The organism is Pseudomonas sp. HMSC057H01, assembly GCF_001836405.1.
In the GTDB taxonomy this organism is placed as follows: Bacteria; Pseudomonadota; Gammaproteobacteria; order Pseudomonadales; family Pseudomonadaceae; genus Pseudomonas; species Pseudomonas aeruginosa.
This window is the reverse complement of sequence record NZ_KV828379.1, coordinates 173,944-192,057: the sequence shown is the minus strand read 5'-3', so window position 1 is coordinate 192,057 and position 18,114 is coordinate 173,944. Positions and strand designations below refer to the sequence as shown.

17 protein-coding genes are annotated in these 18,114 nt (G+C 66.2%); 7 read left to right on the top strand and 10 right to left on the bottom strand.

The window, feature by feature from the left end; genetic code table 11:
- Positions 1-9 precede the first annotated feature (9 nt).
- Entirely contained in the window at positions 10-1,857 is a 1,848-nt protein-coding gene (locus HMPREF2581_RS01335) for a GldG family protein (RefSeq protein WP_003092447.1), read from the top strand.
- Positions 1,858-1,860: 3 nt separating this feature from the next.
- Positions 1,861-2,841 (top strand): DUF4340 domain-containing protein, encoded by a 981-nt coding sequence (locus tag HMPREF2581_RS01330; protein ID WP_003138004.1) that lies wholly within the window; start codon positions 1,861-1,863, stop codon positions 2,839-2,841.
- A 6-nt stretch (positions 2,842-2,847) separates the two neighbouring features.
- Here the strand turns inward: HMPREF2581_RS01330 and HMPREF2581_RS01325 are convergent, their stop codons facing one another.
- The 5 genes from HMPREF2581_RS01325 to HMPREF2581_RS01305 all read right to left on the bottom strand — a co-directional run bounded on the left by HMPREF2581_RS01325 (position 2,848) and on the right by HMPREF2581_RS01305 (position 6,614).
- A complete protein-coding gene (locus HMPREF2581_RS01325; protein WP_003092439.1) occupies positions 2,848-3,270 on the bottom strand; it encodes a SufE family protein in 423 nt (140 codons plus the stop codon).
- Positions 3,267-4,472 (bottom strand): cysteine desulfurase, encoded by a 1,206-nt coding sequence (locus HMPREF2581_RS01320; RefSeq protein ID WP_003098634.1) that lies wholly within the window; start codon positions 4,470-4,472, stop codon positions 3,267-3,269. Before HMPREF2581_RS01320 ends, HMPREF2581_RS01325 begins: the two co-directional genes overlap by 4 nt.
- Before the next feature lie 94 nt (positions 4,473-4,566).
- Positions 4,567-5,601 (bottom strand): 2,3,4,5-tetrahydropyridine-2,6-dicarboxylate N-succinyltransferase, encoded by a 1,035-nt coding sequence (gene dapD / locus HMPREF2581_RS01315; RefSeq protein ID WP_003092431.1) that lies wholly within the window; start codon positions 5,599-5,601, stop codon positions 4,567-4,569.
- A gap of 29 nt (positions 5,602-5,630) precedes the next feature.
- Entirely contained in the window at positions 5,631-6,254 is a 624-nt protein-coding gene (locus HMPREF2581_RS01310; RefSeq protein WP_003109344.1) for a LysE family translocator, read from the bottom strand.
- 12 nt (positions 6,255-6,266) lie between these two features.
- Positions 6,267-6,614 (bottom strand): ArsC family reductase, encoded by a 348-nt coding sequence (locus tag HMPREF2581_RS01305; RefSeq protein WP_003092424.1) that lies wholly within the window; start codon positions 6,612-6,614, stop codon positions 6,267-6,269.
- A 302-nt stretch (positions 6,615-6,916) separates the two neighbouring features.
- Here HMPREF2581_RS01305 and HMPREF2581_RS01300 point away from each other — a divergent pair, with 302 nt between their 5' ends.
- Positions 6,917-7,270, top strand: a complete 354-nt coding sequence (locus HMPREF2581_RS01300) for a YkgJ family cysteine cluster protein (protein WP_003092421.1) — start codon at positions 6,917-6,919, stop codon at positions 7,268-7,270.
- A 14-nt stretch (positions 7,271-7,284) separates the two neighbouring features.
- Here the strand turns inward: HMPREF2581_RS01300 and HMPREF2581_RS01295 are convergent, their stop codons facing one another.
- Positions 7,285-7,578 (bottom strand): hypothetical protein, encoded by a 294-nt coding sequence (locus HMPREF2581_RS01295; protein ID WP_003138008.1) that lies wholly within the window; start codon positions 7,576-7,578, stop codon positions 7,285-7,287.
- Positions 7,579-7,899: 321 nt separating this feature from the next.
- A complete protein-coding gene (locus HMPREF2581_RS01290) occupies positions 7,900-8,259 on the bottom strand; it encodes a hypothetical protein (protein WP_003092416.1) in 360 nt (119 codons plus the stop codon).
- Between the two features lie 237 nt (positions 8,260-8,496).
- On the opposite strand from HMPREF2581_RS01290, the gene HMPREF2581_RS01285 reads away from it, so the two are divergent.
- The gene (locus tag HMPREF2581_RS01285; protein WP_003109341.1) at positions 8,497-10,242 is read left to right on the top strand and encodes a Na+/H+ antiporter; all 1,746 of its coding nucleotides are present in this window, start codon (positions 8,497-8,499) and stop codon (positions 10,240-10,242) included.
- A gap of 50 nt (positions 10,243-10,292) precedes the next feature.
- On the opposite strand, the gene dapC is transcribed toward HMPREF2581_RS01285, so the two are convergent.
- From dapC to map, 3 genes are all read right to left on the bottom strand, one after another.
- Positions 10,293-11,501 carry a succinyldiaminopimelate transaminase gene (dapC, locus tag HMPREF2581_RS01280; protein ID WP_003138011.1) on the bottom strand — a complete coding sequence of 403 codons (1,209 nt, stop codon included), beginning with the start codon at positions 11,499-11,501 and terminating at the stop codon, positions 10,293-10,295.
- A 17-nt stretch (positions 11,502-11,518) separates the two neighbouring features.
- Complete coding sequence (locus tag HMPREF2581_RS01275; RefSeq protein WP_003138013.1) at positions 11,519-14,221, bottom strand: [protein-PII] uridylyltransferase; 2,703 nt, start codon at positions 14,219-14,221, stop codon at positions 11,519-11,521.
- Between the two features lie 166 nt (positions 14,222-14,387).
- The gene (map, locus tag HMPREF2581_RS01270) at positions 14,388-15,173 is read right to left on the bottom strand and encodes a type I methionyl aminopeptidase (RefSeq protein ID WP_003092395.1); all 786 of its coding nucleotides are present in this window, start codon (positions 15,171-15,173) and stop codon (positions 14,388-14,390) included.
- Positions 15,174-15,437: 264 nt separating this feature from the next.
- On the opposite strand from map, the gene rpsB reads away from it, so the two are divergent.
- The 3 genes from rpsB to pyrH all read left to right on the top strand — a co-directional run bounded on the left by rpsB (position 15,438) and on the right by pyrH (position 18,114).
- Positions 15,438-16,178, top strand: coding sequence for a 30S ribosomal protein S2 (rpsB, locus tag HMPREF2581_RS01265; protein WP_003092394.1), 741 nt, complete (start codon positions 15,438-15,440; stop codon positions 16,176-16,178).
- Positions 16,179-16,308: 130 nt separating this feature from the next.
- Positions 16,309-17,178 carry a translation elongation factor Ts gene (tsf, locus tag HMPREF2581_RS01260; protein WP_003092393.1) on the top strand — a complete coding sequence of 290 codons (870 nt, stop codon included), beginning with the start codon at positions 16,309-16,311 and terminating at the stop codon, positions 17,176-17,178.
- A 198-nt stretch (positions 17,179-17,376) separates the two neighbouring features.
- Entirely contained in the window at positions 17,377-18,114 is a 738-nt protein-coding gene (gene pyrH, locus HMPREF2581_RS01255) for a UMP kinase (protein WP_003092391.1), read from the top strand.

The window sequence follows — 18,114 nt, the reverse complement described above, 5'->3', positions numbered from 1 at the left end:
GGGGAGTCGATGAAACGCGTGTTGTCCTCTGGCGCCGGGCTGTTGCTGATCGCGCTGGCGTTCCTGGCCTTCAACATGGTCTCCGGCCTGCTGTTCAGCGGCGCGCGGCTCGACCTGACCGAGCAGAAGCTCTACACCATCAGCCCCGGCACCAAGCGGATCCTGGCCGGCCTCGACGAGCCGATCAACCTGTACTTCTTCTATTCGGATAGCGGTGCCCGGGAACTGGTGCCGCTGCGCAACTACGCCAGGCGCGTCGAGGAACTGCTGCGCGCCTACGAGCGCGAGGCGAACGGCAGGATTCGCCTGCAGGTGATCGATCCCGAGCCGTTCTCCGAGAACGAGGACAAGGCCACCGAGTTCGGCCTGCAAGGAATTCCCCTGCAGCAGGGCGGCGACAACCTGTACTTCGGCCTGGCCGGCAGCAACGCCCTGGACGGAGTCCAGGTCATACCCTTCTTCCCGCTCGATCAGGAGGAGTTCCTCGAATACGACATCAGCCGCCTGGTGCAGACCCTGGCACAGCCGCAGCGGCCGGTGGTAGGCCTGATGTCGTCGCTGCCGCTCAATGGCGGCTTCGACATGGCCAGCCGGCAGCCGACCTCGCCGTGGATGGTCATGGAGGAAATCCGCCAGCAATTCGACCTGCGCAGCCTCAAGAGCGATGCCACGGAAATCCCGCCGGAGGTCTCGGTGCTGCTGCTGGTGCATCCCAAGCAGTTACCCGAGCAGACGCTATACGCCATCGACCAGTTCGTCCTGCGCGGGGGCAAGCTGCTGGCGTTCGTCGACCCCTTCAGCGAGGCCGACAGCGGCAGCGATTTCGCCGCTACGCTGGATGGCGACAAGTCGTCCGACCTCGCGCCGCTGTTCGAGGCCTGGGGGCTGCGCCTGCTGCCGGGCAAGGTGCTCGGCGACGGCGCCTATGCGATGTCCATCAGTCTTGGCCGGGACCAGCGTCCGGCCCGGCATCCGGCCTGGCTCAGCTTGCCGCGCGAGGCGCTGGACCAGGACGACATCGCCACTGCCGGCCTGGAAAGCCTGACCCTGGCGACGCCCGGCATCCTCGAAAGGCTCCCCGGAGCGAGCACCAGCTTCACGCCTTTGCTGCAAAGCTCGGCCCAGGCGATGCCGTTCGATGCCTCGCGCTTCGGCCTGCTGCGCGACCCCGGCGATCTGATGCGCGAGCTGCGCCCGAGCGGCCGGCGGCATACTCTCGCCGCCCGTATCCAGGGGCCGGCGAAGAGTGCCTTCGCGGAGGGCATCGAGGGGCATCGCGAAGGCCTGAAGGAGGCGCGCAACATCAATGTCATCGTCGTGGCCGATACCGACCTGCTCAGCGATCGCATGTGGGTCCAGGTGCAGGACTTCTTCGGCCAGCGCGTGCCGCAGCCCTGGGCCGACAACGGCGCGCTGGTGGTCAACGCGCTGGACAACCTGTCGGGCACCGACGCGCTGATCAGCGTGCGCTCCCGCGGCCGGTTCAGCCGGCCGTTCGTGGTGGTCGAGCGCCTGCAGCGCGAGGCCGAGACGAGCTTCCGGCAGAAGGAGGAGCAGCTCAAGCAGCGCCTCGCCGATACCGAGCAGCAACTCGCCGCCCTACAGCAGGGTGCCGACCCGGAGAAGGCCGTCGAACTGACGCCCGAACAGCAGGCCACGGTGCGCCAGTACATGCAGGAGAAGCTGCGCATCCGCAAGGAGCTGCGCGAGGTGCAGTACCAGTTGAACGCCGATATCGACGCACTGGGCCGCACCCTGAAGCTGGTCAATATCGCCCTGGTTCCCTCGTTGCTCACGGTCGGCGTGCTGCTCGGCTGGCTCTGGCGGCGCCGGCGCATGGCCCGGGGAGGGCATTGACGCATGCGGCGCAATACGCTGATCGTCCTGCTGGCGCTGGTGGCGGCGCTGGCCGGAACCTTCGCCTGGCTGCAGCGCGAGCGCGCAGCCGAGGTACCTGCCTTGCCGGCGGCAGAGCGCTGGCTGCCGGAACTGGACAGCGCGACGCTGAGTGGTCTGCACATGCAGTTTGCCGACGGTTCGCCGGATATCCGGGTCGAGCGGCGTGCGGGCGCGTGGGTCCTGCCGGCCAAGGCCGACTATCCGGCCGACCGGCTACGCTTGTCGGCGCTGCTCGAGGCGTTGGCAGAGGCGCGCAAGGTCGAGGCGAAGAGCGCCAACCCGAAGAACCACGCGCTGCTTGGCCTGGCGGAGCGTGGCGAGGGGCAGGCGCTACGCCTGAGCCTGCATTGGCAGTCCGGCGAGTCTCTGGTGCTGCTGGTGGGCAAGGATGCGCAGCATGGCGGTAGCTTCGTACGACGATTGGGCGACCCGCAGGCCTGGCTGATCGACAAGCGGCTGCCGTTGCCGAACAACGAGCTGGAGTGGCTCGACCGGCGGATCGCCACGCTGCCCTTCGCCCGGGTGCGCGAACTGCAACTGCGCTATCCGAAGGGCGAACGCCTGGATCTCTATCGCGACGACGCCGGGCAGCCGAACCTGCAGGTTCGGCAATTGCCCACAGGGCGCAAGCTGGCCTATGAGGCAGCGGCCAACGGCGCGGCGACGCTGTTCGCCGACCTGCGTTTCGCCGATGTAGCGCCGCTGGCGCAGGTGGGATTCAGACAGGCGCCATTGCTCCTGGTGTTCAGCCTGCGGACGTTTTCCGGCGCGCGCCTGGATGGCGAGATTCGGCGCCAGGGCGAGCAATACTGGTTGTTGCCGAAGAGCGTCGAGGGCTTCGCCGAGGGCGAGGTCGCCGCCCATCCTGACTGGGCCTATCGGATCGAAGAGGACCGCTACCGCGCCCTGGCCCGGCACCTGCCGGAGCTGCTGGCGCGCTGAGCGGGCTCAGCCGGCGGTCTGGCCGGCCAGTTCGCGCATGCGTTGCAGCACGGCGTTCAGGCCGTTGCTGCGCGAGGGCGACAGTTGGCGGGAAAGACCCAGGCAGGTGAACCAGTCGTTGAGGTCCAGGCGCGCCAGTTCGCGGGTCTCGATGCCGTCGACCCGTGCCAGCAGCACCGCCAGCAGGCCGCGGATCAGGCGCGCGTCGCTGTCGGCACGGAAGCGCCAGTGGCCGTCGCGCTGCTCGCCGAGCAGCCAGACCAGGCTTTCGCAACCGTGCACGCGATGCTCTTCCTGGCGTTCGTGTTCCGCGAGCGGCGCCAGGCGCTCGCCCCATTGCAGCAGCAGACGCGCACGCTGTTCCCAACTGGCGGTGTGACCGAAGGCGTCCAGTGCCTCCTGGGCCTGTTCGGGGAGAACCGGGTTCATCGCAGCAACTCCAGTGAGCGGTCGAGAGCCAGGAAGAAGCGCTCCAGGTCGTCGGCATCGTTGTACAAGCCCAGCGAGACACGCAGGGCGCCGGGTACCTCGAGGCGTTGCAGCAGCGGCATCGCGCAATGGTGGCCGGCGCGCACCGCGATGCCCTGTTCGCCGAGCAGGTGGGCGAGATCGGCGACGTGCACGCCGTCGACGCAGAAGCTGGCCAGCGCTGCCTGCGGTTCGCCGAGCAGGCTGACGCCGTCGCGCGCCAGCAGGCCGGCGAGCAGGCGGGCGTGGAGGGCGCCTTCGTGGGCGGCGACTTCGGCTTCGTCCAGGGTGGCCAGCCAGTCGATGGTCGCGCCCAGGCCGATCGCCGCGGAAACCGCCGGGGTGCCCGCCTCGAAGCCGAGCGGAGCGGCATGGAAGCTGGCTTCGTGGAAGCCGGTGTGGCGTACCATCTCGCCGCCGAACTGCCAGTGCGCCAGTTGCTCCAGGGCCTGTGGGCGACCCCAGAGCACGCCGATGCCGTCGGGGCCGTAGAGCTTGTGGCCGGAGAATGCGTAGAAGTCGCAGCCCAGGCCCGGCAGGTCGTGGCGTCCGTGGACGCTGCCCTGGGCGCCGTCCACCAGGGTCCAGGCACCGCGCTCGCGGGCCAGCTGGATCAACTCCACCACTGGTTGCCAGGTGCCGAGAACGTTGGACAACTGGCTGATCGCCAGCAGGCGGGTACGCTCGCCGATGATATGGCGAGCCTGCTCCAGGTCGATCACCCCGCGCTCGTCCAGCGGCAATACGCGCAGGACCAGGCCGCGGCGCAGGGCCAACTGCTGCCAGGGAAGCAGGTTGGCATGGTGTTCCAGGGCACTGACCAGCAGTTCGTCGCCAGGCCGGAAATGCCGCTCCAGGCCATAGGCCACCAGGTTGATCGCCTCTGTGGTGCCGCGGGTGAACAGCACCTCGGCCGGGTTGCCGGCGTGCAGCCAGTGGGCGACGCGGCTGCGCGCGGCCTCGAAGGCCCGGGTGGCGCGCTCGCCGGGGACATGTTGGGCGCGGTGGACGTTGGCGGCGCCGCCGAGGTAGTAGCCGTTCAGGGCGTCGAGTACGGCCTGTGGCTTCTGGGCGGTGGCGGCGCTGTCGAGGTAGGTCAGGCCTTCCGCGGCGAAGGCGGAAAAGGCCGGAAAGTCGGCGCGCCAGGGAGACGGCAGGGACATGGCGGACACTGTGCGAGGACGGTTACAGGGGAAAGGGTAGCGCACCCGGCGGCGCTGGCGAGCGCCGTCGGGCGAGCGGGGAGGCGAGCTGGGCTCAGTTGTGCGCGTGCAGCGCTTCGTTCAGCTCGATGGCGGTCTTGTTGGTCTTGCACTCCACCGCACCGTTCTGCGAGTTGCGGCGGAACAGCAGGTCGGGCTGACCGGCCAGGTCGCGGGCCTTGACCACTTTCACCAGAGCGTTCTGCTCGTCGAGCAGGGCGACCTTGGTGCCGGCGGTGATGTACAGGCCGGCCTCGACGATGTTGCGATCGCCCAGCGGGATGCCGATGCCGGCGTTGGCGCCGATCAGGCAGCCTTCGCCGACGCTGATGACGATGTTGCCGCCACCGGAAAGGGTGCCCATGGTCGAGCAGCCGCCGCCCAGGTCCGACCCCTTGCCGACGAACACGCCGGCGGATACGCGACCTTCGATCATGCCCGGGCCTTCGGTGCCGGCGTTGAAGTTGACGAAACCTTCGTGCATCACCGTGGTGCCTTCACCGATGTAGGCGCCCAGACGCACGCGGGCGGTGTCGGCGATGCGTACGCCGGCCGGGACCACGTAGTCGGTCATCTTCGGGAACTTGTCGACGGAGAAGACTTCCAGCAGCTTGCCCTTCAGTCGCGCTTCCAGTTGCAGTTCGGCCAGTTCGGCCAGGTCCACCGCGCCGATGTTGGTCCAGGCCACGTTCGGCAGGAGCGGGAAGATGCCGCTCAGGTTCACAGCGTGCGGTTTGACCAAGCGGTGGGAGAGCAGGTGCAGCTTGAGGTAGGCCTCCGGGGTGGAGGACGGCGCGGCGTCTTCCGCCAACAGGGTGGCGACCAGCGGCTTCTGGCTTTCCGCCAGGCGCGAGAGCAGGGCCGACTGAGCGGCGTCGATACCCTTCAGGGCGTCGGCCAGCTGGTAGGCCTGCTGCGAAGTGAAGGTCAGCGCCTGGTTGCCGGCTGCGTAGCCAAGGATCGGTGCGACGGCAGCGACGATTTCGCTCGAAGGCTTGAGCAGCGGCAGCGCGTAGAACACTTCCAGCCAGGCTTCCTGGCGGTTCTGGGTGCCGACGCCGAAGGCCAGGCTGAACAGGGATTGCGACATGTGGGTTTCCTCGAAACGGAGTGGAACGGTCAGGCCGGACGGCGGCTGAGCAGCAGGCCCAGTCCCGCGCTGCCGAGCAGCGCGGCGCAACCGCGGTTGAACAGACGCCGGGCCCGCTGGCCGGCGAGCAGCCGGCCGAGGTGGAGCCCGGCATAGGAATAAAGAGCGATGGCCAGCCATTCGAGCAGCAGGAATGCCGCGCCGAGCTGGGCGAACTGGGCGCCCAGCGGTTGGCCGGGATCGACGAACTGCGGCAGGAAGGCGGTGAAGATCAGGATCGCTTTCGGGTTGCCCGCCGCCACCAGGAACTCCTGGCGCCCCAGGCGCCAGAGGCTGGGACGCGCCGGGCTGGCTTCGTTCGCCAGTGGCTGCGCATCGGCCCGCCACAATTGCACCGCAAGCCACAACAGGTAGGCAGCGCCGAGCAGTTTGATCGCCAGGAACAGCCAGGCCGAGGTGTGCAGCACCAGCGCCAGCCCGGAGGCGGCCAGGGCGAGCATGCCGGCGAATGCCAGCAGGCGCCCGCCGCCGGCCAGCGAGGCGGTGGCGAAACCGTGCCGCGCGGCGTTGTTCAGCGACAGCAGGTTGTTCGGCCCCGGCGCCAGGTTGAGGGCGAAGCAGGCGGGTACGAACAGGGCCCAGGCGATGCTCATGCGGCCTCCCGTTCAGGCCAGCGCGGCGGCGTAGGCGTCGGGCTTGAAGCCGACCAGCGTCCTGCTGCCCAGTTCCAGCACCGGGCGCTTGATCATCGACGGCTGGGCCAGCATCAGCTCGATCGCCTTGGCTTCGTCGAGATCGGCCTTCTGCGCTTCGTCGAGCTTGCGGAAGGTAGTGCCGGCGCGGTTGAGGACGGTCTGCCAGCCGTGCTCCGCGCACCAGCGCTGCAGGTGTTCGCGGTCGATGCCGACGGCCTTGTAGTCGTGGAAGTCGTAGGCGACCTTGTGCTCGTCGAGCCAGGTCCGAGCCTTCTTCATGGTGTCGCAGGCTTTGATGCCGTAGAGAACGTAGGTCATTGCTTCTCCCGAGGCCCGGGTCTTCCCGGGCCCTGCCGATAGGTCGCCGAAAGGTGATCGCCGGATTATGCCACGTCGTTCCGCCCCTGTGCGGTCTCGGGGCTACCGCGCTCGGGAGCGGCGTGACGGCAGATAGCCGTGGACGGGCGGGCGGACAGGGAGCCGGGCTGTTTCCCTGGCCGGGAACGGAGAGAGCGCAGGTTGAACAGGTCGATTCGGCTCGCTGGAGAGCATCCTTACCGGTACTTTCGGAATGCTCCGGTCCGCGCTGTACAATCCTTCCCCCGCCGAGGAGATTTCCCATGAGTTGCATCGGTCGCCAGATAGACCAATTACGCCTGCAGATACCGGGCTTCGCCTGCAAGCCCGGCTGCCACGATTGCTGCGGGCCGGTTACCGCCTCGTCGGAAGAGATGGCCCGCCTGCCGCTGAAGAGCGAGGCCGAACACGACGCCGCCCTGGCCGAGTGGAACTGCGTCCATCTCGGACCGAACGGCTGCGAGGCCTATGAGGAACGTCCGCTGATCTGCCGGCTGTTCGGCACCACGCCGAACCTGCCCTGCCCGGAGGGGCGGGGGCCCGAAGTGCCGGTGGCGGAGCAGGTGGAGCGACAGGTCCATGCGCTGATCGCCAGCACTCGCCAGGTGCTGGTGTAGCGGCCTGCCAGCCGCTAGGTTTCCGCGGTCTCGGTGGCGCGGGACTGCAGGGACGGTTCGAAGGCTGGTTCGGGCGGCGTTTCCTCTAGGGGCATCGGCTCGTCCGCAGAGAGTTTCTGGAGAACCGCGGCGATCCGCTCGATGCTCTCTTCGAGCTCGAGCACCCGGTTGACCATGTACAGGATCATCTCCGGCGAACTCAGGTGCGCCAGCCGCATGGTCGCCTGCAAGTCGTCGTGGCGGTTGTCCCGGTCGGCCATCAGTGTTTCCGCCAGGCTCTTCAGCAACAGCATCTCGGCGCGCCTCATGGGCCGCTGCTCCGCGATTCCGCGGTAGGGGAAAAAGCTCGTTCCATCTCGCGACCTACCCGAAACGACTACATCCAAAGGTGTAATTCTACATTGCCATCACTTCGATCGTCGGACAATAGCCGCGTTCCAGACGCCTTGCACAGGTGACGAACGGGACTCGAAGCGGCCTGGTCTGCATGGCCGGGTGATGGGCGAGTTCCTTGATGCGGGGCGGCGGCTGTTTGGCGCAGGACAAAAAAAGCCCCGCCGGGTAGGCGAGGCTCAGGGGGAGAACAGCGTGCGGGGGCTCGCTGTCCGGGATGAATCGTCGTGGTGCGCTTAGCCGCAGGGCTGCTGCGGACCGCCGGTCATGCTCTCGACGCTGTCCAGCACGGCATGGCCCTTGCCGACCTTCTGCACGTCGTCGACGTCGCGCATGATGCTGCCGCCGTCGCTCATCTGGTTGCGGGTCTTGATCAGGTTGGTGGTGATGTCCAGCAGGCTGCGACCGGTAGCGATCAGGTCATTGGTGGCGCTGGGGGTGCAAGGGGTGTTGGCGGAGGCTACCTGGGCCTGGCCGGGTTGCCCGGGCTGGGTGGTGCGGTAGCCCTGGGTCAGTGCGTTCTGCTGGAGGCAGCCGGAGGTGGCGGCGAACATCGAGGCGAGCAGCAGTGCGGAAGTAAGTCCCTTGCTTGTCATGGCGGCATTCCTTTGTCTGAGTGGGCGCTGCACCCCGTACTCCTTCGGGGCGTCGTCCTGGCCGACGCTACGGCGGGCCTGGACTGAAGGGGAGTGTAGGAGCGTCTCGCACCGCTATGAAATAGCTCGGATGTACTAGTGCGGGAACCTTGGCCGGGCGCCCCGGTCGTCGCCGCGGAGGGGGCGGACGCGCGGGGTAGAGCGGCGGGGCTAGGAAAGACCGTACGGATTGTGCGAATGTCGGATAGCTGCCTACCGATCGCGATGGTGCAATCGGCGCAGTCGCATCGTCCAGGGACGAAGCCGGAGATCCCCGCCCTCATGCAAACCGTGTACACCGTTCTGACCCTGCTGCTGGTCGTCGGCGCCACCCGCCTGGCCGCCCAGTTGCTGCCCTTGCCGCTACCGCTGATCCAGATCGCCGCCGGGGCCCTGCTGGCCTTGCCGTCCCTCGGGCTGCACATTGCCCTCGACCCGGAGCTGTTCCTCTTCCTGTTCATTCCGCCGCTGCTGTTCGTCGATGGCTGGCGCATTCCCAAGCGGGAAGTCTGGCGGATGCGCTGGCCGATCCTGATGATGGCGTTCGGCCTGGTGTTCTTCACCGTGGTCGGCGCCGGCTATTTCATCCACCTGCTGATCCCGGAAATTCCCCTGGCGGCTTCCTTCGCCCTCGCCGCCGTGCTGTCGCCCACGGACGCCCTGGCGGTCTCGGCGATCACCCAGGGGCGGCTGCCCAAGCGCCTGATGCACCTGCTGGAGGGCGAGGCGCTGATGAACGATGCCTCTGGCCTGGTGGCATTCAAGTTCGCCATCGCCGCGGCGATGACCGGCGTGTTCTCGCTGGTGGACGCCAGCCTCAACTTCCTCCTGGTCGCGGTCGGCGGCCTGGCCATCGGGGTGTTCCTCAGCTGGTCGCTGGGCCGCATCCGCGCCTGGATGATCTCCCGTGGTTGGGACGACCCGGCGACCCACGTGGTACTGATGCTGTTGCTGCCGTTCGCCTCCTACATGGTGGCGGAACACCTGGGCGTCTCCGGGATTCTCTCGGCGGTGGCGGCCGGCATGATGCAGAGCTGGGTCGACCTGCTGCCGCGGCAGACTTCCACGCGCCTGCTCAACCGCAGCGTCTGGTCGATGCTGGAGTTCGCCTTCAACGGCGTGGTGTTCCTGCTGCTCGGCCTGCAGTTGCCGGACATCATGAAGTCGGTGGCCAACCACCACGGCGACCTGCTCTGGCGTTCCTCGCTGCTGCTGGCCTACGTGGCGGCGATCACCGCCGTGCTGATGCTGATCCGCTACGGCTGGGTCTATGGCTACTGGAAGTTGTCGCTGCGCATCGACCGCTGGCGCGGCAAGAGCCCGCCCGGGCTGAGCGGCATCTCCCTGCGCCGTCTCTCCGCCCTCAGTGCATTGAGCGGCGTGCGTGGTGCGGTGACCCTGGCGGCGGTGCTGTCGGTACCGATGAGCCTGATGGATGGCAGCGCCTTCCCGCAGCGCGACCTGATCATCTTCATCGCCACCAGCGTGATCCTGATTTCCCTGATCGGCGCGACCATCGGCCTGCCGCTGCTGCTGCGCGGGCTGCCGGCGAGCAACAATGGCGCCCACGAGCGCGAGCGGCGCGAGGCCTGGCGCAAGACCGCGGAGGCGGCGATCCGGGCCCTGGAGAGCGAGGAACTGCCGCAGGTGGAAGGCAACGATGCGGCGAATACTTCGCGGGTCGCCGAGGCGCGTGCGCAGATTATGGCTGAATACCGCCAGTCGCTGGATACCGCACCGACCACCGATGAGGCCCGCGACCAGGCCCAAGCCCTGGAGATCGCCGACAAGGCCTTGCGCCTGAAGGCGTTGCGCGCGCAGCGCCTGGAACTGTACCGGCAGCGGCGTAACAACGAGATCGACGACGAGACCCTGGGCGATATCCTGCGCGAGCTGGACCAGCAGGAAAGCTGGCTGACCAATCGCTTCGCCCGCTGGGTGTGAACGAAAAAGGGATCGCCGCGGCGATCCCTTTTCGTTTCTCCGCGCAGGCTTCAGCGCGCCCGCAGGTAGTCGCGGATGCGCTCGGCGGCTTCGACGCACTCGGCCAGTGGTGCCACCAGGGCCATGCGCACGCGGTTGGCGCCGGGGTTCTCGCCGTCCACCTCGCGCGACAGGTAGGAACCCGGCACCACCGTCACGTGCTGCTGCTCGAACAGTTCGCGGGTGAATACGGTGTCGTCCACCGGGGTGCGTGCCCACAGGTAGAAACTGCCGTCCGGGCGCTGTACGTCGAGCACGCCGTCGAGGATCGCCAGCACGGCGTCGAATTTCTCGCGGTAGAGGCTGCGGTTGGCGCGCACATGGACCTCGTCGTTCCAGGCGGCGATGCTCGCCAACTGGGTCTGCACCGGCATGGCGCAGCCGTGGTAGGTGCGGTAGAGGAGGAATTTCTTCAGGATCTCCGCGTCGCCGGCGACGAAGCCCGAGCGCAGGCCGGGCAGGTTGGAGCGCTTGGACAGGCTGTGGAACACCACGCAGCGGCTGAAGTCCGTGCGGCCCAGCTCGGCGCAAGCGTTGAGCAGGCCGGGCGGCGGGGCGTTTTCGTCGAAGTAGAGTTCGCTGTAGCACTCGTCGGCGGCGATCACGAAGTCGTAGCGGTCGGCCAGGGCGATCAGCTTCTTCAGGGTCTCCAGCGGTACCAGGGCCCCGGTGGGGTTGCCCGGCGAGCAGAGGAAGAGAATCTGGCAGCGCTGCCAGGTCGCCTCGTCGATCGCGTCGAAATCGGGGTTGAAGCCGTTTTCCTCGCGGCAGGGCAGGTAGTGCGGCACGGCTCCGGCGAGCAGCGCCGCGCCTTCGTAGATCTGGTAGAAAGGGTTCGGGCTGACCACCAGGCCGGGCGCCTCGCCGGGCTCGCTGCGGCGGACCACGGTCTGGGTGAAGGCGAACAGCGCCTCGCGGGTACCGTTCACCGGCAGTACGTGGCGCGCCGCATCCAGCCAGCCGGCCGGTACCGAGAAGCGCCGCTCGCACCAGCGCGCGATGGCTTCGCGCAGGGCCGGCAGGCCGAGGGTGGTCGGGTAGACCGCGAGCTGGTCCAGGTTCTCCGCCAGGGTTTCGGCGACGAAGCTCGGCGAGCGGTGCTTGGGCTCGCCGATGGACAGTGCGATCGGCTTCAGCGTCGCGGGCGGCCGGGCGCCGCCGAGCAGGGCGCGGAGCTTCTCGAAGGGGTAGGGCTGGAGGTTGTCGAGTGCGGTATTCATGGCGTTGGCAAGGCTTCTCAGAAGTTTATCCGGGTAGGCAGGGTGTCCCGTCCGTTGTCTTGTGACAGCTGCTCGACCAGGGCGGCCTGCAGGCGTTTGCACAGGTCGGGGTCGGCGAGCGGCTGGTTGCGCGCATCGGTGATGTAGAAGACGTCCTCCACGCGCTCGCCGAGGGTGGCGATCTTGGCGTTCTGCACCGACAGGTCGAAATCCAGGAAAATGCCGCCGATCCGCGCCAGCAGGCCTGGGCGGTCGGGGGCGATGACCTCGAGCACCGAGACCTGGCGCAGCGCGTCGGTGGAGATGGTCACTTGCGGGGCGAAGGCGAAGTGCTTGAGCTGGCGCGGCACCCGGCGCTGGATGATGGTCGGGTAGTCGTCGGGGTTCTTCAGCGCGTCGATAAGCCCCTCGCGGATCTCGGCGATGCGCTCCGGGTTGTTGCCGATGGAGTCGCCGTCGGCGTCGAGCACGATATAGGTATCGAGGGTGAACTGGCTGGTGGAGGTGATGATCCGCGCGTCCTGGATGCTCAGGTTGAGCTGGTCCATGGCGGCCACGGTGACCGCGAAGAAATCGTGCTGGTCGGCGGCGTAGATGAAGATCTGCGAACCGCTCTCGAACTCGCGCTGGGTGGTTTCCTTGATCAGCACCAGCGGCGTGCCGTCGTCCGGGTGCTGGAGGATCGCCTCGGTGTGCCAGGCCACGTCGCCGGCGGTGTGGCGCAGGAAGTAGTCGTCGCCGAGCTGGCTCCATAACTGCTCTGCATCGTCCTGGTCGATGCCGTTGCGTACCAGTTGGTCGAGGGCCGCGGTCTGCGTCTGGCGGATCTGCTCCTCGCGGTCCACCGGGTTCTCCAGGCCGCGGCGCAGGGCGCGCTTGGTCTCGGTGTAGAGCTGCCGGAGCAGGCTGGCGCGCCAGGAGTTCCAGAGCGTCGGGTTGGTGGCGTTGATGTCGGCCACGGTGAGCACGTACAGGTAGTCGAGGTGGGTCTGGTCGCCGACCAGTTGGGCGAAATCGAAGATCACCTGCGGGTCGGAGAGGTCCTTGCGTTGCGCGGTGGTCGACATCACCAGGTGGTTCTGCACCAGCCAGGACACCAGTTGGGTGTCCCAGGGCGGCAACTGGTGGCTCTGGCAGAAGGCCTCGGCGTCCACCGCACCGAGTTCCGAGTGGTCGCCGCCACGGCCCTTGGCGATGTCGTGGTAGAGACCGGCGATGTAGATCAGTTCCGGCTTGGGCAGACGATCGATGATCTTGCTCGCCAGCGGATATTTCTCGGCCATCTCCGGCCGATTCAGCTTGCGCAGGTGCTTGATCAGGTTGAGGGTGTGGGCGTCCACCGTATAGATATGGAACAGGTCGTGCTGCATCTGCCCGATGATATGGCCGAACTCCGGCAGGTAGCGGCCGAGGATGCCGTAGCGGTTCATCCGCCGCAGGTTGCGGTGGATACCCTGGCTGCTCTTGAACAGCTCGATGAACAGGCTGGTGTTGCGGATGTCGTGGCGGAACTCGTCGTCGATCAGGTGTCGGCTGTCGCGCAGCAGGCGAATGGTGTCGGCGCGCACGCCCTTGATTTCCGGGTGCTGGGCCATCAGCACGAAGATTTCCAGGAGGGCGAACGGGGTGCGCTTGAAGACGTTCGGGTGCGTCACCTCGATGTAGCCATCGCGCAACTGGAAGCGACTGTTCAGCGGCTGGATCTGCACCGGCTGCTCGCAGGGCAGGATGACTTCCTCGAAGTGCTGGATGATCAGGTCGTTCAGCTCGGAGATCGCCATCACCACCCGGTAGTACTTCTGCATGAAGCGTTCGACCGCCAGCTTGACGTCGTTGTCTTCGTAGCCGAACAGACGGGCGATGCTGCGCTGGTGATCGAACAGCAGGCGATCCTCGGCGCGCCCGGCGAGCATGTGCAGGGCATAGCGGACCCGCCAGAGGAACTCCTGGCTGGAGGCCAGCATGCTGCACTCGCTTTCCACCAGGAAGCCTTCGCGCACCAGGGCGTGCAGGTTGAGGCTGCCGAACTGGCGGCGGGCCATCCAGAGGATGGTCTGGATGTCGCGCAGGCCGCCGGGGGAGCCCTTGACGTTGGGCTCGAGGTTGTACTCGGTGTCGTTGTACTTGGCGTGGCGGCGCTGCTGTTCGTGGCGTTTGGCCAGGAAGAACTCCTTGCTCGGCCACATGTGCGCGCTGCCAGTAACCTGCAGCATGCGCTGGCGCAGGCTGTCAGGGCCGCAGATGGTGCGGCACTCCATGAGGGTGGTGATCACCGTCAGGTCGGCGCGTGCTTCCTCCGCGCACTGCTGCACCGAGCGCACGCTCTGGCCGACTTCCAGGCCTATGTCCCAGAGCAGGGTGAGGAAGCCTTCGATCGGTTCGCGGAAGCTCTCCTGGTCCTCGCTGTCGAGGAGGATCAGCAGGTCGACGTCGGAGTAGGGGTGGAGTTCGCCGCGGCCGTAGCCGCCCACGGCGACCAGGGTGATGTCGGCGTCGTCTCCCCAGTCGAAGCGCTGCCAGGCCTGTTGCAGGATCTGGTCGACGCACCAGGCGCGATCTTCGATCAGGCGGCGGATGTCGCGGCCGCTGTTGAAACGGTTGTCGAGCACTTCGCGGAATTGCCGGATGGCCTTCTTGAAGGCGGCGATCGGGCTGGACTTCAAGGCCAGTTCCGCCTGGAACTGCCCGCGATCGAACAATTCGGGATCCACCTGCGGCATGCGGCCTTCCTTTATCTGCTAGCGGTTGGGTTCGATACGCGAGCGCCCCGTCTTGGTGCGTTTTTGCGCTGTATTGGTGCGCGCGCTGCGCCGAATCGGGGCGTCGGCCCCGCCCGAATGGGGCGGGGCGTCGAGGCGCACGGCTGGCAGCAAAAGCCGGGCCGGATCAGGCGGCCGAGGTGCGCGGGAAGGTTTCGTCGTTGCGCAGGGTGAGGATCTCGTAGCCATCGGCGGTGACCAGCACGGTGTGCTCCCATTGCGCGGACAGCTTGCGGTCCTTGGTGATCGCGGTCCAGCCGTCGCCGAGCAGGCGGGTCTCCGGGCGGCCCTGGTTGATCATCGGCTCGATGGTGAAGATCATGCCTTCCTTCAGCTCGATGCCGGTACCCGCACGACCGTAGTGGAGGACCTGCGGCTCCTCGTGGAACACCTTGCCGATGCCATGGCCGCAGTATTCGCGGACCACCGAGAAGCCGTTCTTTTCCGCGTGCTTCTGGATGATTTCGCCGATATCGCCCAGGTGCGCGCCCGGACGCACCACGGAAATGCCCTTGTACATGCATTCCTGGGTGATCTGGCAGAGGCGGTCGGCCCATTCCGGGGTCTTGCCGACCAGGAACATCTTGCTGGTGTCGCCGTGGTAGCCGTCCTTGATGACGGTGATGTCGACGTTGAGGATGTCGCCTTCCTTCAGCGGCTTCTCGTTGGGGATGCCATGGCAGACCACATGGTTGATCGAGGTGCAGATCGACTTGGGAAAGCCCTTGTAGTTCAGCGGGGCGGGAATCGCCTTCTGCTCGTTGACGATATAGTCGTGGCAGATGCGGTCCAGCTCCTCGGTGGTCACGCCGGGCTTGATGTGTTCGCCGATCATTTCCAGCACTTCGGCGGCCAGGCGGCCGGCGATGCGCATCTTCTCGATATCGTCCGGCGTCTTGATGGTGACGGTCATGCGAATTCTCTTCGGGCGTGCAAGCACGCATGAATAATAAGGAATACGCGATTCTAGCAGACCTGACCGACCGATCTACTCCCGCCCGGCCATCCGCGGCGGGTTTCACTGCGTCCACGGTTATGGTATAAAGCGCCCCGCTCCGAGGCTGCGGCCTTTTCCGGAGCACAAACCCACACATGCATCGACACGATGGCCTGGGTGCCCGCAAGGGTTGGTCATTGGGATGCGTGGAGGCCTAACCCGACTTATCGAGGAACTATCATGTCCCAAGTCAACATGCGCGATATGCTGAAGGCCGGTGTGCACTTCGGCCACCAGACCCGTTACTGGAACCCGAAAATGGGCAAGTTCATTTTCGGCGCGCGCAACAAGATCCATATCATCAACCTCGAAAAGACCCTGCCGATGTTCAACGAGGCCCTGACCTTCGTTGAGCGCCTGGCCGCTGGCAAGAACAAGATCCTGTTCGTCGGCACCAAGCGTTCCGCTGGCAAGATCGTTCGCGAGGAAGCCGCTCGTTGCGGCATGCCGTACGTCGACCATCGCTGGCTGGGCGGCATGCTCACCAACTACAAGACCATCCGTCAGTCGATCAAGCGCCTGCGCGACCTGGAAACCCAGTCCCAGGACGGCACCTTCGACAAGCTGACCAAGAAAGAAGCCCTGATGCGCAGCCGTGACCTCGAGAAGCTCGAGCGCAGCCTGGGCGGCATCAAGGACATGGGCGGCCTGCCGGACGCTCTGTTCGTGATCGACGTCGACCACGAGCGCATCGCCATCACCGAAGCCAACAAGCTGGGCATCCCGGTCATCGGCGTTGTCGATACCAACAGCAGCCCGGAAGGCGTCGACTATGTAATTCCCGGTAACGATGATGCCATCCGCGCCGTGCAACTCTACCTGAACTCGATGGCCGAAGCGGTAATCCGCGGCAAGCAGGGCGCTGCCACCAGCGCCGACGAGTTCGTCGAGGAAGCGCCGGCCGAATCCGCCGAAGGCTGATTCCGGGACGTTCAGACGTCCGACGGTGCGCAGGAAGGGGGCTAGGCCCCCTTTTTGCCACCTTTGAGTTTCTGCCCGGCAGGCCGGGCACAAAGGTTTTTTGAGAGCTACCACTCAAGAGGATTTCGAAATGGCAGAAATTACTGCAGCCATGGTTAAAGAACTGCGCGAGCGTACCGGCTTGGGCATGATGGAGTGCAAGAAGGCGCTGACCGCCGCTGGCGGCGACATCGAGAAGGCCATCGACGACATGCGCGCTGCCGGTGCGATCAAGGCTGCCAAGAAGGCCGGCAACATTGCCGCCGAAGGCTCGATCGCCGTCAAGATCGCTGCCGACAACAAGGCCGCCGTGATCATCGAAGTCAACTCCCAGACCGACTTCCTGGCCCTCCAGGACGACTTCAAGGGCTTCGTCGCCGAGAGCCTGGAAAAGGCCTTCAACGAGAAGCTGACCGACGCCGCTCCGCTGGTCGAAGCGCGTGAGGAGGCTCGTCTGGCCCTGGTCGCCAAGACCGGCGAGAACGTCAACATCCGCCGCCTGACCCGCGTCGAGGGCGACGTGGTCGGCGCCTACCTGCACGGCCACCGCATCGGTGTCGTGGTCAACCTGAAAGGCGGCAACCCGGAACTGGCCAAGGACATCGCCATGCATGTCGCCGCCAGCAACCCGCAGTTCCTGAGCGCTTCGGAAGTTTCCGAAGAAGCGATCGCGAAAGAGAAGGAAATCTTCCTGGCGCTGAACGCCGACAAGATCGCCGGCAAGCCGGAGAACATCGTCGAGAACATGGTCAAGGGCCGCATCAGCAAGTTCCTCGCCGAAGCGAGCCTGGTCGAGCAGCCTTTCGTGAAGAACCCGGAAGTGAAGGTCGGCGATCTGGCCAAGCAGGCCGGCGCCGAAATCGTTTCCTTCGTTCGTTACGAAGTGGGCGAAGGCATCGAGAAGGCCGAAGTGGACTTCGCTGCCGAAGTTGCCGCTCAAGTAGCCGCCACCAAGCAGTAACAAAGACGGTTTCGACTGTCGCCCCGGAAGAGGCTGCCCGCTGATGCGTGCGGCCTCTTCGTCAAATGGGGAAGCGTTCGGGGCAGCTTCCGCGTTGCCGGCCCGCTCGGCGGGCTCGCACGCAACGCAGGCGCAAAGTCGTCTCCGCCCACGACGGCCCGGCCGTCACGTATTTTTATCGCCGCAGGAGAAAAGGTCATGGCTCAGCAACTGAGCGCTCGTCAACCTCGCTATAAACGCATTCTTCTAAAGTTGAGCGGCGAAGCCCTGATGGGCTCGGAGGAGTTCGGCATCGATCCCAAGGTGCTGGACCGCATGGCGCTGGAAATCGGCCAGTTGGTCGGGATCGGCGTGCAGGTCGGCCTGGTCATCGGCGGCGGCAACCTGTTCCGCGGAGCGGCCCTGTCCGCGGCCGGCATGGACCGGGTGACCGGCGACCACATGGGGATGCTGGCCACCGTGATGAACGGCCTGGCGATGCGCGATGCGCTGGAGCGCTCGAACATCCCCGCGCTGGTGATGTCGGCGATCTCCATGGTCGGCGTGACCGACCACTACGACCGCCGCAAGGCCATGCGCCACCTCGGCGGTGGCGAGGTGGTGATCTTCTCCGCCGGTACCGGCAACCCGTTCTTCACCACCGACTCGGCGGCTTGCCTGCGCGCCATCGAGATCGACGCCGACGTGGTCCTTAAGGCTACCAAGGTCGATGGCGTGTACACTGCCGACCCGTTCAAGGACCCGAATGCCGAGAAGTTCGAGCGCCTGACCTATGATGAAGTGCTCGATCGCAAGCTCGGCGTGATGGACCTGACCGCCATCTGCCTGTGCCGTGACCAGAACATGCCGCTGCGGGTGTTCAACATGAACAAGCCGGGCGCATTGCTGAATATTGTTGTTGGTGGTGCCGAAGGCACCCTGATCGAGGAGGGTTGA

Coding starts and splice junctions, on each gene's coding strand:
- HMPREF2581_RS01330 (WP_003138004.1), top strand. CDS start 1,861: ATGCGGCGCAATACGCTGATCGTCCTGCTGGCGCTGGTGGCGGCGCTG.
- tsf (WP_003092393.1), top strand. CDS start 16,309: ATGGCAGAAATTACTGCAGCCATGGTTAAAGAACTGCGCGAGCGTACC.
- rpsB (WP_003092394.1), top strand. CDS start 15,438: ATGTCCCAAGTCAACATGCGCGATATGCTGAAGGCCGGTGTGCACTTC.
- HMPREF2581_RS01285 (WP_003109341.1), top strand. CDS start 8,497: ATGTCGGATAGCTGCCTACCGATCGCGATGGTGCAATCGGCGCAGTCG.
- HMPREF2581_RS01290 (WP_003092416.1), bottom strand. CDS start 8,259: ATGACAAGCAAGGGACTTACTTCCGCACTGCTGCTCGCCTCGATGTTC.
- HMPREF2581_RS01335 (WP_003092447.1), top strand. CDS start 10: ATGAAACGCGTGTTGTCCTCTGGCGCCGGGCTGTTGCTGATCGCGCTG.
- HMPREF2581_RS01305 (WP_003092424.1), bottom strand. CDS start 6,614: ATGACCTACGTTCTCTACGGCATCAAAGCCTGCGACACCATGAAGAAG.
- HMPREF2581_RS01310 (WP_003109344.1), bottom strand. CDS start 6,254: ATGAGCATCGCCTGGGCCCTGTTCGTACCCGCCTGCTTCGCCCTCAAC.
- HMPREF2581_RS01295 (WP_003138008.1), bottom strand. CDS start 7,578: ATGAGGCGCGCCGAGATGCTGTTGCTGAAGAGCCTGGCGGAAACACTG.
- HMPREF2581_RS01320 (WP_003098634.1), bottom strand. CDS start 4,472: ATGTCCCTGCCGTCTCCCTGGCGCGCCGACTTTCCGGCCTTTTCCGCC.
- pyrH (WP_003092391.1), top strand. CDS start 17,377: ATGGCTCAGCAACTGAGCGCTCGTCAACCTCGCTATAAACGCATTCTT.
- dapC (WP_003138011.1), bottom strand. CDS start 11,501: ATGAATACCGCACTCGACAACCTCCAGCCCTACCCCTTCGAGAAGCTC.
- dapD (WP_003092431.1), bottom strand. CDS start 5,601: ATGTCGCAATCCCTGTTCAGCCTGGCCTTCGGCGTCGGCACCCAGAAC.
- HMPREF2581_RS01275 (WP_003138013.1), bottom strand. CDS start 14,221: ATGCCGCAGGTGGATCCCGAATTGTTCGATCGCGGGCAGTTCCAGGCG.
- map (WP_003092395.1), bottom strand. CDS start 15,173: ATGACCGTCACCATCAAGACGCCGGACGATATCGAGAAGATGCGCATC.
- HMPREF2581_RS01300 (WP_003092421.1), top strand. CDS start 6,917: ATGAGTTGCATCGGTCGCCAGATAGACCAATTACGCCTGCAGATACCG.
- HMPREF2581_RS01325 (WP_003092439.1), bottom strand. CDS start 3,270: ATGAACCCGGTTCTCCCCGAACAGGCCCAGGAGGCACTGGACGCCTTC.